General features: G+C 37.4%; 15 protein-coding genes. 8 read left to right on the plus strand and 7 right to left on the minus strand.

All coding sequences use genetic code 11. The annotated features are described in order from the left end of the window. Positions 1-137: 137 nt before the first annotated feature. The 5 genes from BXY82_RS15065 to BXY82_RS15085 all read right to left on the minus strand — a co-directional run bounded on the left by BXY82_RS15065 (position 138) and on the right by BXY82_RS15085 (position 4,588). Positions 138-662 (minus strand): DUF4136 domain-containing protein, encoded by a 525-nt coding sequence (locus BXY82_RS15065; RefSeq protein ID WP_133759048.1) that lies wholly within the window; start codon positions 660-662, stop codon positions 138-140. An 85-nt stretch (positions 663-747) separates the two neighbouring features. Then, positions 748-1,473 (minus strand): SDR family oxidoreductase, encoded by a 726-nt coding sequence (locus BXY82_RS15070; RefSeq protein ID WP_133759049.1) that lies wholly within the window; start codon positions 1,471-1,473, stop codon positions 748-750. A 92-nt stretch (positions 1,474-1,565) separates the two neighbouring features. After that, complete coding sequence (locus tag BXY82_RS15075) at positions 1,566-2,282, minus strand: ion transporter (protein WP_133759050.1); 717 nt, start codon at positions 2,280-2,282, stop codon at positions 1,566-1,568. A gap of 66 nt (positions 2,283-2,348) precedes the next feature. After that, positions 2,349-3,347 (minus strand): GTPase ObgE, encoded by a 999-nt coding sequence (obgE, locus tag BXY82_RS15080; RefSeq protein ID WP_133759096.1) that lies wholly within the window; start codon positions 3,345-3,347, stop codon positions 2,349-2,351. A 131-nt stretch (positions 3,348-3,478) separates the two neighbouring features. Continuing rightward, positions 3,479-4,588 carry an adenylate kinase gene (locus tag BXY82_RS15085; protein ID WP_133759051.1) on the minus strand — a complete coding sequence of 370 codons (1,110 nt, stop codon included), beginning with the start codon at positions 4,586-4,588 and terminating at the stop codon, positions 3,479-3,481. A 156-nt stretch (positions 4,589-4,744) separates the two neighbouring features. Between BXY82_RS15085 and BXY82_RS15090 the strand changes: the two genes are divergently transcribed. The 5 genes from BXY82_RS15090 to BXY82_RS15110 all read left to right on the plus strand — a co-directional run bounded on the left by BXY82_RS15090 (position 4,745) and on the right by BXY82_RS15110 (position 9,600). Beyond that, entirely contained in the window at positions 4,745-5,902 is a 1,158-nt protein-coding gene (locus BXY82_RS15090; RefSeq protein ID WP_133759052.1) for a 5-(carboxyamino)imidazole ribonucleotide synthase, read from the plus strand. Between the two features lie 55 nt (positions 5,903-5,957). Beyond that, positions 5,958-6,440, plus strand: a complete 483-nt coding sequence (purE, locus tag BXY82_RS15095; protein ID WP_133759053.1) for a 5-(carboxyamino)imidazole ribonucleotide mutase — start codon at positions 5,958-5,960, stop codon at positions 6,438-6,440. 176 nt (positions 6,441-6,616) lie between these two features. Beyond that, positions 6,617-8,650, plus strand: a complete 2,034-nt coding sequence (locus BXY82_RS15100) for a M3 family metallopeptidase (protein WP_133759054.1) — start codon at positions 6,617-6,619, stop codon at positions 8,648-8,650. Between the two features lie 134 nt (positions 8,651-8,784). Continuing rightward, positions 8,785-9,339: a sigma-70 family RNA polymerase sigma factor gene (locus tag BXY82_RS15105; RefSeq protein WP_133759055.1), complete on the plus strand. Its 555-nt coding sequence runs from the start codon at positions 8,785-8,787 to the stop codon at positions 9,337-9,339. A 6-nt stretch (positions 9,340-9,345) separates the two neighbouring features. Continuing rightward, positions 9,346-9,600 carry a hypothetical protein gene (locus BXY82_RS15110; RefSeq protein ID WP_133759056.1) on the plus strand — a complete coding sequence of 85 codons (255 nt, stop codon included), beginning with the start codon at positions 9,346-9,348 and terminating at the stop codon, positions 9,598-9,600. On the opposite strand, the gene BXY82_RS15115 is transcribed toward BXY82_RS15110, so the two are convergent. Continuing rightward, on the minus strand, positions 9,583-10,413 hold the full coding sequence (locus tag BXY82_RS15115; protein WP_133759057.1) for a UbiA prenyltransferase family protein: 831 nt from the start codon (positions 10,411-10,413) through the stop codon (positions 9,583-9,585). The genes BXY82_RS15110 and BXY82_RS15115 overlap by 18 nt on opposite strands. Before the next feature lie 119 nt (positions 10,414-10,532). On the opposite strand from BXY82_RS15115, the gene gcvP reads away from it, so the two are divergent. The 3 genes from gcvP to BXY82_RS15130 all read left to right on the plus strand — a co-directional run bounded on the left by gcvP (position 10,533) and on the right by BXY82_RS15130 (position 15,807). After that, positions 10,533-13,382, plus strand: coding sequence for an aminomethyl-transferring glycine dehydrogenase (gcvP, locus tag BXY82_RS15120; RefSeq protein ID WP_133759058.1), 2,850 nt, complete (start codon positions 10,533-10,535; stop codon positions 13,380-13,382). Positions 13,383-13,565: 183 nt separating this feature from the next. After that, positions 13,566-14,624 carry a 3-oxoacyl-ACP synthase III family protein gene (locus BXY82_RS15125; protein WP_133759059.1) on the plus strand — a complete coding sequence of 353 codons (1,059 nt, stop codon included), beginning with the start codon at positions 13,566-13,568 and terminating at the stop codon, positions 14,622-14,624. 1 nt (position 14,625) lies between these two features. After that, on the plus strand, positions 14,626-15,807 hold the full coding sequence (locus tag BXY82_RS15130; RefSeq protein ID WP_133759060.1) for a glycosyltransferase family 4 protein: 1,182 nt from the start codon (positions 14,626-14,628) through the stop codon (positions 15,805-15,807). Position 15,808: 1 nt separating this feature from the next. Here the strand turns inward: BXY82_RS15130 and BXY82_RS15135 are convergent, their stop codons facing one another. Next, on the minus strand, positions 15,809-16,612 hold the full coding sequence (locus BXY82_RS15135; RefSeq protein ID WP_133759061.1) for a DNA/RNA non-specific endonuclease: 804 nt from the start codon (positions 16,610-16,612) through the stop codon (positions 15,809-15,811). Between the last annotated feature and the right edge of the window lies 1 nt (position 16,613).

Genomic DNA, 16,613 nt, shown 5'->3' on the forward strand with positions numbered 1-16,613 from the left:
TTATTTCGATGAAATACATGGCAAAAATCTTACAGATATTTTAAGTCATTATATCACAACAATTTAACCTAAAGCACTAAAATAGAAAGAGCAAGACATAAAGCAGTTAAAAATACCGATACGGTCATACACATACTTCAATTTTTAGGTGGATATTGTGCCAATACCTTAGCAACAATGACGTTAAACTGAGATTCTTTAGCGTCTGGGGTTGCATTCGGATTATAGTTACTGTCACTAACCGCTTGCCAAAACAAACCAGATTTAGAATCATCTATAAATTCAATTACTATCTCGCGCGATATCTTGGGCTGTCCTACCGGAATTCCGATAGAAATACCTCCACCAACTGATCTGCCACTTCCTCCAACCCCAACACCAACGTTATTGCGTTGATTTTCTTGAAACTGACTACTTTTGATATTGATAAGAAAGTCTGGCTGCTCTGATAATTGCAGCCCCTTGGCTTGCAAGCCTGCATCCAATGCCTCCACCATCCTTTTAAAATCCAATTCACTCATGCCCGTATCCATAGACTCATAGTAATTATAGGTCTTATAACTGTTAAAATCTGTGCCCCTTTCATAATCATAATGTACACGCACCGGCGCACATGCCATTATGACGGCAAAACAAACTATCAATACAATTCTCTTTTTCATGATTTTTGTTTTAAAGTTACTAAATTCTATGCGTTAATAGTGCTGAACCTCGGCGTTTTAGATTAAGACAATAAGTGCGTTACTTTTATTTACTAGGAGGCATTGTTGGCCGCACTTCTATTTTACTAGGCAAGGTACGGTCGTTCATTTTAACCAGATCAACCACCAGTTCGCCCATATCCTCTATTTGAATTTTCCATGCATCACTCTGATTTGGTTGATTTCCATTAAAATGTGTAGAAACTGATCCCGGCATAATGGTACTCACTTTAATATTGTACTGTCTTAAATCTAACATCACCGATTGTGTAAAACCGGTCACCCCAAACTTACTAGCATTATAAGCTGAACCACCTGCAAAAAAATTGGTGCCTGCCAAACTGGAAATACTGATAAAATACCCTTCGGATTGCTTTAGCGCTTCTAAACTCGATTTAATAGTGAAGAATACACCCGACAAATTAGTATCTATGGTTTCTTGCCATTGCTCCTGCGTTAAGTTTTCTATTGACCCAAAGTGCCCAATACCTGCATTTGCCACGACAATGTCTATATGTCCAAATTCTGAGAGCACCTGTTTGACAACCTGTTGCTGACTTTCGTACTTGCGTACATCTGCCTTGAACCCCAATGCTTTTGCGGATGTTGTGGAGGCCGCTTCAAGCGCTTTTGCTACTTCTTTAGCGCCTTCTTCGCTCCTGCTTGTTATGGCCACATGCACCCCTTCATTAAGTAAGCTCAACGCAACGCCGTACCCTATTCCTTTACTGCCGCCTGTGATTAAGGCTACTTTATTATTTAAATCTTTCATAATCATATGGTTTTATCCAAAGTTACAAAACGAAAGAAGGGTAGGTTAAAATAGAATTCCTAAAATTGTATTAAAATTAAAATCCTAGCACCTTAGTTCTCTTCTGATTTAGATCGGTCTACTGAATTGGTCAAAGCTGAAGAAATGATACCGGTAGGAATAGCCACGATACCCAAGCCAATCATTAAGATAAAGAATGTAAATACTTTTCCGCCAACCGTAATAGGGTACACATCTCCATAACCAACGGTGGTTAAGGTTATTATTGCCCACCATAAGCTATCAAAGATAGATGCGAAATGTTCTGGCTGTGCCTCATTTTCAAAGTAATATATACCTACGGCCGCAAAGTAAATGAGAATTAAGGTGATAAAAATAAATAGAAATATTTGCTCTTTAGCCCCCTTTATAGCTCTAGAAAATTGATTCATCGCCCGATTATAGCGTACCAATTTTAAGATCCTGAACAAACGCAAAAAGCGCAATGCCCTTAGAGATCGCAAATCTACACCAACTACTAAATAAAAAGGAAGAATCGCAAGGAAATCTACAATACCAAAGAAGCTAAAAATAAAGCGCAGCTTATTTTCTGCAATGTAAATTCTAATAAAATATTCTATGGTAAAAATAACAACACAAAATATTTCAATATAATGAAGGATGGTTCTGGTTTGAGGCTCAAGATTGGGAAGCGTTTCCATAGAAAACGTAATTACAGAAACCATAATTAACACTTGTATAACAAGCGAGAAAACACGACCTATTCTGTTATCCGTACTATCTACTACACCTCTAAACTTTTCTTTCATTGTCTTGTTTTTCTATACTATAAAACTGCGCAATGACAGATACATAAACTTTATAATGGTGACTTCTTAGTCATTCAACATTTTCCATAGTTTATCTTTCAATTCTGTAATTCCTTTTTGTGCTACAGATGAAATAAACATATAATCTATTGGTAAGGTTTCATCAAGTTCTGCCTTGAGTTCTGCTTCAAGTTCAGCATCCAACATATCACTTTTAGAAATGACCACAAACCGATCTTTGTCTAACATTTCAGGATTGTAACGGCGTAATTCATCCAACAGGATTTCATACTGTTTGTGAATATCTGGAGCATCTGCAGGCACTAAAAACAACAATATAGAATTGCGTTCTATATGTCTTAAAAAGTAATGACCTAGCCCTTTTCCTTCCGCTGCACCTTCAATTATCCCCGGAATATCTGCCATTACAAACGACTGAAAATCTCGGTACTCCACAATTCCTAAATTAGGTTTTAGGGTAGTGAATTCATAATCTGCAATTTTAGGTTTTGCAGAAGTGATTACAGATAATAAGGTCGATTTTCCTGCATTAGGAAATCCAACAAGTCCAACATCTGCCAATATTTTGAGTTCGAGAAGAATATCACGTTCACTTAACGGAATACCAGGTTGCGAATAGCGCGGTGTTTGATTTGTAGATGTTTTAAAATGCCAGTTGCCAAGCCCTCCTTTTCCACCTTCAACAATAATTTTTTCCTCACCATGTTCAGTGATTTCAAAAATTACTTCATTGGATTCAACATCTCTTACGACGGTTCCTAATGGCACGTCCACGTAAACATCTTCACCATCAGCACCAGAACTTCTAGAACCACTTCCATGACCGCCATGTCCGGCTCTGATATGTTTCTTAAATTTTAAATGGTATAAGGTCCATAAATTTTCATTCCCTCTGATAATGACATGGCCACCACGGCCACCATCACCGCCGTCAGGGCCACCTTTGGTAATAAACTTTTCACGGTGTAAGTGCATAGAACCTTTGCCTCCGTTTCCAGACTGCACATTCATCCTTACATAATCAACAAAATTTCCTTCAGTCATGTTCACTTCCCACAATTGTGGCATTTTATTTAATGAATGGTTTCAGTATTAACTCCCAACTCCAATGACCCATTCACTATTCAACAAAAATTTATACTCCAAAAATCAAGGGTAGCCACATCAGGAATGTCCTACAATGAGTCAATCACCTTAATTAAACGTTCTGTTATTTCTGAGATACTACCAACCCCATTTACACCACAATATTTGTCTTGGGCCATATAGTAATCCTTTAGAATAGCTGTTTTCTTGTAATACTCCGTAATGCGGTTACGGATAATTTCCTCATCGGCATCATCAGGTCTTCCACTTGTTTTTCCGCGCCCTAACAAACGTTGTACCAAAACCTCATCATCAACCTCTAATGCAATCATTGCATTAATTTGCGAATCTTTACTATCCATTAATTGATCTAAAGCTTTTGCCTGTGCATGTGTTCTCGGGAAACCATCAAAAATAAACCCATTGGCCCCTGCATTCTTTTCTACTTCAGCATTAAGCATATCAATAGTGACTTGATCTGGAACCAACTCGCCTTTATCCATAAAAGATTTTGCAAGCATCCCTAATGCTGTCTTGTTTTTAATGTTAGATCTAAACACATCACCAGTGGAAATATGTACGAGGTTATAGGTCTCCTTCAAAAAATTAGCCTGGGTTCCCTTTCCAGCACCTGGAGGTCCAAAGAGGACAAAGTTAGTCATGTGTTGAGTTGTTTTTAGTTGATATACTTCAGGCAAATCCCTTCCCAATCCATTGTAGTCCAATCCGTAGCCCACAATAAATTTATCGGGAATATCAATGCCAATATAATGTAGTTTAAAATCTTTTTTATACGCCTCAGGCTTATGAAAGAGTGTTGCTATTAATAATTCCTTGACGTTTTCATTTTCAAAAATGCGATGGATCTCTTCTAAAGTATTCCCTGAATCAATGATGTCTTCAAGGATAACAACCGTCCTGCCCGTTAAATCTTGTGTTAATCCAATTAACCGTTCAATATCCTCTGTAGATTTGACACCTTCATAGGATGCCAATTTAATAAATGTGACTTCGCATGGTTTTGGATATTTCTTTACAAAATCACTCACAAACATGAATGACCCATTCAACACCCCAACAAACACGGGAACTTCATCGTTCAACTCAGCAGCTACCTCGTCTACCATTCTTTGTACTGTAGCGTCAATTTCCTTTTCAGAAATAAATGGCTTAAAATGTAAATCGTGAAGTTTGATCAATGGTTTAGGTTTTTGAAAGATGCAAAGATACGCTTTTTGAATTAAAATTTACACCCGAAAATATGTGATTTGATTTACTGTTTTCAGAGTTTAAACGTACTTTTGCGTTATTATTGACCTAAAATTAACTGTTTTTTCGCTCTAAGAACCTGAAACATGAATTATTTTTCTTCTCAATTTAAACTTGGTATTCTTGGTGGAGGCCAATTGGGCAAAATGCTACTTACTGAAACTCGAAAATTTGATATTTATACCTGCGTTTTAGACCCAAGTGACGACGCTCCCTCAAAAATTGCATGTAATGAATTTACACAAGGCAATTTGATGGATTATCATACAGTATATAATTTTGGCAAAAATGTTAACGTGCTGACCATAGAAATTGAGAATGTAAATGTTGATGCCTTAGAAGCCTTAGAAAAAGAAGGTGTCAAGGTTTATCCTTCTTCTGAAACTTTAAGAACCATTCAGAACAAGGCCACTCAAAAATTATTTTATGTAGACCATAATATTCCCACAGCAGATTTTGTGCGTTTTGCTTATGTTTCTGAAATTGAGGATGCCATAGACAATGGCGGTCTCCAATTACCTTTTGTATGGAAAGCGGCGCAATTTGGCTATGATGGGAATGGCGTTAAGATTGTACGCAGCAAATCTGATTTAAAAGAATTACAGGATGGCGAATGCATTGCAGAAACAATGATCCCTTTTAAAAACGAGCTTGCAGTTATTGTTAGTCGCAATCCAAACGGCCAAGTAAAAACCTATCCAGTGGTCGAAATGGAATTTCATCCTGAGGCCAATCAGGTAGAATACGTTATTTGTCCTGCAAGAATTAAGTTTCATGTCGCTAAGAAAGCGCAAGAAACAGCATTAAAAGTATCTGAAGCCTTTAACCATGTTGGACTATTGGCGGTAGAAATGTTTCAAACAGAAACCGATGAGATTCTAGTAAATGAAGTGGCTCCAAGACCTCATAACTCTGGGCATCACACCATAGAATCTGGATATACGTCTCAATTTGAACAGCATTTAAGAGCTATTTTAAATTTACCATTAGGCAAAACAGACCATAAAGTAGCGGGCGTTATGGTAAATTTGGTGGGTGCTGAAGGCCATACTGGAGACGTTCACTATCAGCATATTGAAGATATATTGGCTATGGAAGGAGTCACCCCTCATATTTATGGCAAAAAACAAACGCGACCATTTAGAAAAATGGGTCATGTTACCATTGTAAACGAAGATTTAAACACGGCACGCAAGATTGCAGAGGATGTTAAAAATCTCATTCAGGTAATCAGTCAGAAGTAATATCACTAAGCACACCCTAAAACAAAACTTTTTTGGTGTTATAACTATAAGCTATATGAGTAAAATAGGAATTATAATGGGAAGTAAAAGCGACTTGCCCGTAATGCAGGACGCCATTGACATTTTAAAAGAATTTGCTATTGAAGTGGAAATAGACATTGTTTCAGCCCACAGAACCCCTGAAAAATTATTTGACTACGGAAAAAATGCACATTTACGCGGACTTTCAGTAATTATTGCTGGCGCGGGCGGCGCAGCTCATTTACCAGGAATGATAGCGTCATTATCGCCGTTACCCGTCATTGGGGTTCCTGTTAAAAGTAGCAACTCTATTGATGGCTGGGATTCTGTCCTCTCCATTCTTCAAATGCCTGGAGGTGTCCCTGTGGCTACAGTGGCATTAAATGGCGCTAAAAATGCAGGCATTTTGGCAGCTCAAATTTTAGGAAGTGCCGATGCTCAGATTCAGGAAAAAATTATAGCCTACAAAGAAGATTTAAAAACCAAGGTACTAGAATCGTCCAAAAACCTAAAATAGAAAACCCCAACAATGTCAGGGTTCTCTTGCTATTAATCAACTCATAGAGGTCTTATAAAAAAACTTCTTTAAAACTGTCCGGCAAAGGTAAAATTATTTTTTATTATTAGCAGAAATAAACGTTAATTATCACACTTTCAAATATTTGACATTATTCATATAATATTCCGTTAGCTATGACTATTTTAAACACGCCATTTAACACCACCTATAATACCGCACCATTTTCTCAAATTAAAGACACCGATTTTTTACCGGCGTTTAAAATTGCCATTGAAGATGCGCGGGCTGAAATTGACACCATAATTTCTAATAAAGCCGAAGCTTCATTTCAAAACACGGTTGAGGCCTTAGAATTTTCTGGCCGACAATTAGACCGTATTAGCAGCATCTTTTTCAATCTCAATTCAGCTGAAACGAATGACACTATTCAAAAAATTGCTCAAGAAGTTTCACCGTTATTATCAGAGTTTAGTAACGACATCACCTTAAATGAAGCTTTATTCAAAAGAGTAAAAGCCGTGTACGACCGCAAAGACAGTTTGAATTTAACGGTGGAGCAACAAACACTTTTAGATAAAAAATACAAGAGTTTTTCCCGCAATGGCGCCAACCTTCCAGAAGAGAAAAAACAAAAGTTGCGCACCATAGATAAAGAGTTGAGCCAACTTACCTTGAAATTTGGCGAGAATGTACTGGCGGAAACCCACAATTTTGAAATGCTCATCACCAATGAAGATGAACTGTCAGGATTGCCTGAAGGCGTTTTGGAAGCAGCAAAGCAATTGGCAGAAAACAAGAACAAAGAAGGTTGGATGTTTACTTTAGACTATCCAAGCTATATACCGTTTATGACTTATGCAGACAATAGAGCACTCAGGAAAAAATTAGCGATTGCTGCTGGCAAAAAAGCCTTTAAAGGTGATGCACTGGACAACCAAAACAACGTGTTACAAATTGCTAAATTACGATTTGAGCGTGCTCAATTATTAGGTTACCAAACCCATGCGCATTTTGTATTAGAAGAACGTATGGCAAAAACACCTGCAAAGGTTGAAAAATTTTTAGAAGAATTAGCCGTAAAAGCGAAACCTGCTGCTTTACGTGAATTTAAAGAACTTCAAGAATTTGCAATTGAATTGGACGGGACAGTCGATTTACAAAAATGGGATTCTGCATACTATGCTGAAAAATTAAAGCAAAAGCGTTTTGATTTGGATGATGAACAACTAAAACCCTATTTCAAGCTCGAGAATGTTATTAATGGCGCTTTCAAAGTCGCGCAAAAATTATTTGGGCTCCAATTTGAGGAAATTGACACTATTGATAAATACCATAATGAAGTCCTTACCTATAAAGTAACCAATACTAAAGGCCAATTAATCTCTGTTTTATATGCCGACTTTTTCCCGCGCGCAGGCAAACGTAACGGAGCGTGGATGACGGTATACAAACCTCAATTTGTAAAAGAACATACAAATGAACGTCCACACATTTCAATCGTCTGCAATTTCACAAAACCAACAAAGACAAAACCATCACTCTTGACATTTAATGAAGTAACTACGTTATTTCATGAGTTCGGGCATGCTCTGCACGGTATGTTGGCCAATACCACCTACCCAAGTTTATCAGGAACCAGTGTGTTTTGGGACTTTGTTGAATTACCAAGCCAAGTATTTGAAAACTGGTGTTATGAGAAAGATGCCCTAGAGTTATTCGCCACCCACTATCAAACAGGAGAACTTATCCCGATGGATTTAGTACAAAAAATAAAAGATTCTTCAGCCTTCCATGAAGGCATGCAAACCTTACGTCAAATAAGTTTTGGCTTGCTAGATATGAGCTGGCACGGCATTGACCCAACAAAAATCACTGATGTAAAGACCCATGAACTGGAAGCGTTTGAGGGTACAAAATTATTTCCAGATGTAAAAGAGAACTGCATGAGCACTTCTTTTTCGCACATATTTCAAGGAGGTTATTCTTCAGGGTATTACAGTTATAAATGGGCTGAAGTACTAGATGCTGATGCATTTGAATTCTTTAAAGAAAAAGGCATATTTGACCATGAGGTGGCGACGAAGTTTAAAGATCATGTGCTCTCACAAGGTGGAATTGAAGATCCTATGGTGCTTTACAAACGATTTAGAGGCAAAGAACCGCAACCCGAAGCATTGTTAAAACGAGCCGGACTTATAGAAAAATAATTAGTAAAAAAAACCTTTGACGAGGGCTCTTATTGCGTAATAAAAAAATGTTTGGACCTTGTAATGCGATAATATTTTTGACAGAATATTAGAAAATATTTACCTATTTTTGATACAAACTGCTATAAAGACAGATGCCAACTCATCAAATTAACCCTAATAAATGGATTGAACTGTATTCAGACTATCTCTTTAATTATACAATTACCCGGGTTAATGACCGAGAGATTGCGAAAGACATCATTCAAGACACCTTTTTTGCCGGCTTAAAGTCCATGAAAAACTTTAAAGGCGAAGCTAGCGAACGTACTTGGCTTATTTCCATTTTAAAGCGGAAAATAATCGATTATTACCGGAAAATAAATTCCAATAAGGGCCAGGCTGAAGTTAGAATGACTTATAATAATGCTGAAGATAACGAAGGCGATTGGCTTGAAGAACGCGCAGAAGACGAGGGCTATTTAAACGCTCAAGAAGCTCTAGAAAACACTGAACTAGGAGATGCAATTTACGATTGTATGGACAAACTTACTGCTAAACAGGCTGCCGTGTTTAAAATGAAAACAATTTTAAATTATGAAACGGAAGCCATCTGTAATGAATTAAATATCACTCCGTCTAACTTATGGGTTATTATTCATCGTGCTAGAACTGCAATGGCAGAATGCATGGAAAAAAACTGGTTATAATTAAACATGTCAAAATTTTTTTTCATTTCAAAAAAAGATGCATTCCATATTTGTGACAAATCACAATACAAGGAATCTACCATTTGGGAAAAGTTTAAACTTATGATTCGTTGCCTATTTTGTGATGCTACCCGACACTATGTTAATCGGAACACGAAGTTGACAGAAGCCATAAAAACATCCAAACTTGACTGTTTAAGTCATCATGAACGCCAGTTGCTCAATGAGCGATTGAAAAAGAAACTAAAAGACGAAGTGTAAAATCAACCAGATTATTGGCACCCCTTCTACCCAAAAAGAACTGTAGTAATCCTCTCTTTCCTGACTAGAAAACACTATAAACAATACAGTTATAATGGTTATCACCATGGTTAGCAGAATGAGTTTATACGTTACATTAGGTTTTACAAATTCGAACATTAGAAAAACCATAGCCAACACAATTCCGATAATTTTAGTGTTCTTAACACCAATTTTTTGTGGTATTGTTGCCAATCTCAAACTATCATATTGTAGATCTCTAATTTCAAACGGTAGCATTAATAGAATTACCAGTATGAATCGCTGAAGCGCGGTTATCCACACACTCAAATCAAACCTAGCATCCTGGTTTAAAACAGGAAGCAACACGGTAACGCCCGCCCATACCACCGCAATGACATACACCTTAATACCACCAATATTTCTTAAATTACTTTTCTGATCCATAAATAAGTGACGCGGTAAAAATGGCACGGCATAGAGAAATGTCACTAGTCCAAATATCCCAACCCATACAAGAACTTGAGGCACCAGTTGCAATGCAAACCAAATCATTAATAAAAAACAAACCAATGAAAATACTTGAATAATCTTCAACCAATTTGCCAAGCTTCGGTGGTGAAATTTTGCCAATCCAAAATATTTCACAAAATTATACCCAGTAATCGTGGAAAACATTACGAAGAAAAGCAAAGACCAATCCACTGCCAAATCGAGCTCCAGTAGTGTCACATAAGTCATGGCCAACACTGCTAAAGCCACATGTATACTGCTATGGACATAAAAATTAAGCAACAGCCTTAAATGCTTCATTTTACAAAAATAAGCATTGTGTTAATAAGAGCTCCAATTGGTTAAAAACTTTAGAATTAGTTAACTAAAAATGGTCATTATTTCCGTAAATTCGCGCTTCAAAACACAACTATATTGTAATGAATACAAACGCTTTTGCTCTTCGACATATTGGTCCTAATGACAACGACCAAAATCAGATGCTCAAAACCATTGGAGTTGACAGTTTAGATCAACTTATTTTTGAAACAATTCCAGATGATATCCGATTGAAAAATGGATTGAACCTTGATGAACCAATGACCGAATATGAGTATTTGAACCACGTTCTTGAACTTTCAAAAAAGAACAAGATTTTCAAATCATATATCGGGTTAGGGTACCACCCTACTATAGTTCCAGCTGTAATTCAGCGTAATGTATTAGAAAACCCAGGATGGTATACAGCATATACACCGTATCAAGCTGAAATTGCGCAAGGAAGATTGGAAGCATTATTAAATTTCCAAACTATGGTTACTGATTTGACCGGAATGGAAATTGCAAATGCGTCTTTATTGGATGAAAGCACCGCTGCCGCAGAAGCTATGAGCTTATTGTTTGCTGTGCGTGATCGTGACCAAAAGAAAAACAACGTCAACAAATTTTTTGTTTCTGACGCTATTCTGCCTCAAACATTATCATTATTAATGACCAGAGCAACACCTATTGGCATTGATTTAGTTGTAGGCAGTGAAGATGATTTTAGTTTTTCATCAGAATTTTTCGGGGCCATTTTACAGTACCCAGGTAAAGATGGGTTGGTAAGTGACATCAAATCATTTATAGAGAAAGCAAACGCCAATCAAATAAAAGTAGCCGTTGCGGCAGACATTCTGAGTCTCATAAAATTAGAAGCTCCAGGAAAATTTGGTGCTGATGTAGTTGTTGGAACGACACAACGTTTTGGGGTCCCTATGGGTTACGGTGGGCCGCACGCAGCATACTTTGCAACAAAAGAAGCGTACAAACGCGATTTGCCAGGACGTATTATTGGTGTTACCAAAGACATGAACGGCAACAGAGCGTTACGTATGGCGTTGCAAACACGTGAACAACACATTAAACGTGACAAGGCAACTTCTAACATTTGTACTGCACAGGTGCTTTTAGCGGTTATGGCTAGTATGTATGCGGTTTATCATGGACCAAAAGGCTTGACATTTATTGCAGACAAAGTACACAATACAGCATCAAGCGTGGCAAAAGCCTTAACACAATTAGGATATAAACAAAAGAATTCTTCCTTTTTTGATACCATCAAAATTGAGGCTAATGCTGAAAACATTAAAAAAATTGCTGAGCGAAATGAAGTGAACTTCTTCTATCCAAATGCAGATACGGTAACAATCTCAATCAATCAAACTACATCTTTACAAGATGCTAATGAAATCATTGCCATTTTTGCTGAAAATCGGGAGAAAGAGACCATCACTCTTACAGCTATTGAGGATGCCAATAACATTATTGAAGATTTACAACGTCAAACAGAATTCTTGACTTTAGACGTGTTCAACAAGCACCATTCTGAAACTGAATTGATGCGTTACATCAAAATGTTGGAGCGTAAAGATCTGTCTTTGAATCACTCCATGATTGCTTTGGGTTCTTGCACGATGAAACTTAATGCTGCCGCAGAAATGTTACCGTTAAGCTGGCCAAACTGGGGAAGCATTCACCCATTCTGCCCCATTGAACAAGCTGAAGGCTATCAAATTGTATTGAAACAGCTTGAAGATCAACTGACAGAAATTACAGGTTTTGCAGGCACATCCCTGCAACCAAATTCTGGCGCTCAAGGTGAGTTTGCAGGTTTAATGGTGATAAAAGCGTATCACGAATCGCGCGACGAAGGTCATCGTAATATTTGTTTAATTCCATCTTCAGCCCACGGTACAAACCCTGCGAGTGCAGTAATGGCCGGAATGAAAGTGGTGGTTACCAAATCTACTGAAGAAGGCAATATTGACGTTGATGATTTGCGTGAAAAAGCAATAAAGCATAAAGACAATCTATCTTGTTTGATGGTTACTTACCCATCAACCCACGGGGTTTATGAATCTGCAATTAAAGAAATTACCCAAATTATTCATGACAACGGTGGCCAAGTGTATATGGACGGCGCTAACATGAATGCACAAGTTGGCTTGACTAATCCAGGTAATATTGGAGCAGATGTATGCCATCTTAATTTACATAAAACGTTTGCCATTCCTCACGGTGGTGGCGGACCAGGTGTTGGCCCAATCTGTGTGGCTGAGCAATTAGTACCATTTTTACCAGGCAACCCATTAATTAAAACGGGAGGTGCCCAAGCCATTACTGCTATTTCTGCAGCACCCTTTGGATCGTCATTAGTGTGTTTAATTTCTTATGGCTACATCAAAATGTTAGGTGCTGAAGGCTTGACAAAAGCGACAACCACTGCTATTTTGAATGCGAACTACATCAAACAACGTCTGCAAGGTCATTTTGACACGTTATATTCAGGAGAACGTGGTCGCGCAGCTCATGAGATGATTGTTGATTGTCGTCCATTTAAAGAAAACGGTATTGAAGTTACTGATATTGCAAAACGTTTGATGGATTACGGATTCCATGCACCAACTGTTTCTTTCCCGGTGGCAGGTACGCTGATGATTGAACCAACTGAAAGTGAAAGCAAAGAGGAAATGGACCGTTTTTGTGACGCATTGATTTCTATTAAAAGAGAAATTGATATGGCCTCAAAAGATGATGTTCAGAACGTACTTAAAAACGCACCACATACTTTAGCGATGCTTACCGCAGATCAATGGGATTTTCCGTATTCTAGAGAAACGGCAGCCTATCCACTAGATTATATTGCAGAAAACAAGTTCTGGCCAACCGTAAGACGTGTTGATGATGCTTATGGTGACAGAAACTTAATTTGTACATGTGCACCTATTGAGGATTATATGGAAGCGTAATATTTAACATAACCCAACATCAAGCGCTCTTTTAGATATTTAAAACGAGCGCTTTGTTGTTGATTTATATTTGATAAGCCGGATTTTTTTATAATTTGGCAAAAAACACCAAAAAACATCACAATTAGCGGTCTCTAAAACGATTATTAAGTACATTAGTATATTGAACAAATTTAAAAACAAATGGCAATAAAGATTACAGGCACCGGTAGCTACATTCCTGAAAGTATCGAGAAAAATGAAAACTTTAAGAACCATCAATTTTTAAATGTTGACGGTTCAAGTTTAACACAACCTAATCCTGTGATAATTGAAAAATTCAAAGCCATTACAGGAATTAACGAGCGTCGTTATGCTTTTGATCATTTAACGTCATCAGACCTCGCCTTTTTTGCGGCAGAAAAAGCCATTGCTAATGCCAATATTGATCCTGAAGAGTTAGATTATATAATCATGGCTCATAATTTTGGAGATGTCAAGCACAATACAATTCAAACGGATGTATTACCTTGTTTGGCCTCTAGAGTTAAACACAGCTTGCGTATTAAAAACCCAAAATGTGTAGCTTATGATATTCTTTTTGGGTGTCCCGGTTGGATTGAAGGTGTCATACAAGCCAATGCCTTTATAAAAGCAGGTATAGCTAAAAAATGTTTGGTAATTGGTTCTGAAACCCTATCTCGTGTAGTTGATAAGCATGATCGTGATTCCATGATTTATAGTGATGGTGCCGGTGCAACAGTTATTGAAGCTACAGATGATGAAGGTGGCATCCTAACCCATGAAACGGGCAGCTATACCTATGATGAAGCCTATTACCTATTCTTTGGAAATTCTTATAATAAAGACTTGTGCGAAGATACACGATACATCAAAATGGATGGGCGAAAAATCTACGAATTTGCACTTAAACATGTGCCTTTGGCCATGAAATCTTGTTTAGATAAAGCTGATTTAGACGTTACTGATCTTAAAAAAATATTCATCCATCAAGCTAATGAAAAGATGGACGAAGCCATATTAAAACGCTTCTATAAACTTTATAACGCTGAAATCCCTGAAGGCATCATGCCTATGAGTATTCAGGAATTAGGTAACAGTTCTGTAGCCACTATTCCTACCCTTTTTGATTTGGTTAGAAATAACAAATTAGAGAACCAGAACTTGAATAAGGGTGACATTATAATGTTTGCGAGTGTTGGTGGTGGTATGCATATCAACGCCATAGTTTATCAGTACTAAAATGAAAATTGGTGTTGTTGTAGATAATGAATTTGACCATGACCATCGTGTTCAAAAGGAAATTCGTATGCTACAACAGGAGGGGCATAGCATTTCAGTACTGTGTTTCGATTTTAAAAAAACCTATAAAACTTACCCTAATTTAAACGTCAAAAGAATTCGAATTCCTAAAAAAGTCCGAGACTTATTGGTGCTTTTGAATACTAATTTCAACTTTTACGAGTTGTTATGGCAAAAACATATTGCGCAATTTATCAAAGAAAATAATCTGGACGCCTTACACGTGCACGATTTATATCTATCCAAAGCTGCTAATAAAAGCATACAACAATCCACACGCGCAATTCCGTTAACTTTAGATTTACATGAAAACTATCCTGCCGCAATCAATTCTTATGAATGGGCAATAAAAGGATGGAGAAAATATGTGGTACAACCTAAAAAATGGTATCAAAAGGAAGGCGAATATTTAGGGTATGCAGACAACCTCATCGTTTTGAGCGATTCTTTTAAAGATGATTTAATTAAACGATTTCCATTCTTAAAATCTGAGAACATCTTCGTCCATCCTAATATGCCAGATTTTGAAAGTTATCAAGATTTCGAAAAAACGGATTATTCCGTAGATTTTGAATCAGATCTTCCCACTTTATTCTATTTTGGAGTTGTGGCTAAGCGAAGAGGTGTTTTAGATATTTTGCCTTGGATAATTGAATTAATGGAAGAAGGTACCAAATTCCACACCCTTATTATTGGCCCAACTGATAAAGCGGATAAAGCGCAATTTCAGAGTTTTATTAATCATCCCATTTTAAAGGATTATATTACTTATACACCTTGGTCAGATGTGAATTATCTGCCTGCGTATTTAAAGAAAATCACCATTGGTTTAGCACCTTTTCAGGTGAATGCACAGCACGATTCCGGTGTTGCTAACAAATTGTTTCAATACATGTATGGGGAAATCCCAATATTGGCTACAAAGTGCAAAGCACAACAGCAGCTCATTGAAGATTCGGAATGTGGTTTACTTTATGACACCAAAACCGAATTTAAGTCCGCCGTAAAACAACTCATCGAAAGTGAGTCTTTACGCAAACAACTTGGAGTTAACGGCAAGCAGAAATTACTCGAACTTTATCAGGATAAAGCAGATCGGCAATTTTTAAAAATCTACCAATAGGCTAATTAAATTTCCAACCTTTATAGTCGGCCGAAGCTTCTAATCGATCTTCAAGTGAATCCTCCAATGCCGGAAAGAAATCAATACCAGTTAATACCTCTACGGAATCTACAGAAACCACAAATTTGTATAACGGCTCATTAGAATCGCGATGTGGCATTAGAAACGCAATCATTTTTTCATGCTTCTCATCATATAGCACCTTGTAAAATTGATTAGGCACTGCTACCCTTTCATTTCCTATCGTCTCCATGTCGCCTTTTAAGACCCCACCAGTAACGACAAAAACACCGTCATACCTCTTAGCCCATCCACGTACCTGTTGCTCCAGGTCATTCCAAATGCCAGAATTAAAATCGTGAACTTGTGGAGAAATGTTACTCGTCAAGAACGTTTCATCATGTGCCTTCCTACTGTAATTTTTATCTCCCGCAGGAACCAAATGCCCCCGATCATAACCAGAATTTTTATAATTGCGCCAACTTGCTGCACCCGTCTTTACCGCACGGTCAATTTCAAAATAGGGACGATCAAACTTAGAGCTAGAAAGGTGGGATTTCTTAAGTTCATAAGCGACCCATTCTGCTTGTTCATGTGGTTCACTATAAGACAAAGAATATCCTTGGTGATGTACAATTTGACCGCTTGTACTTGTAGGCAGATAATAAACTCGGCTTTTGGATTTAATGCGTTCTCCCTCCTTGACAATTATAGAAGACTCCTGCACTTTTAAATAATGCTCATAGCCGTATACCCCTAAAACCAAGAGTATAGCAAGAATTACGTAAAGTTTCTTCTTGTTCAAA

Source organism: Gelidibacter sediminis, from assembly GCF_004364975.1.
GTDB lineage: Bacteria > Bacteroidota > Bacteroidia > Flavobacteriales > Flavobacteriaceae > Gelidibacter > Gelidibacter sediminis.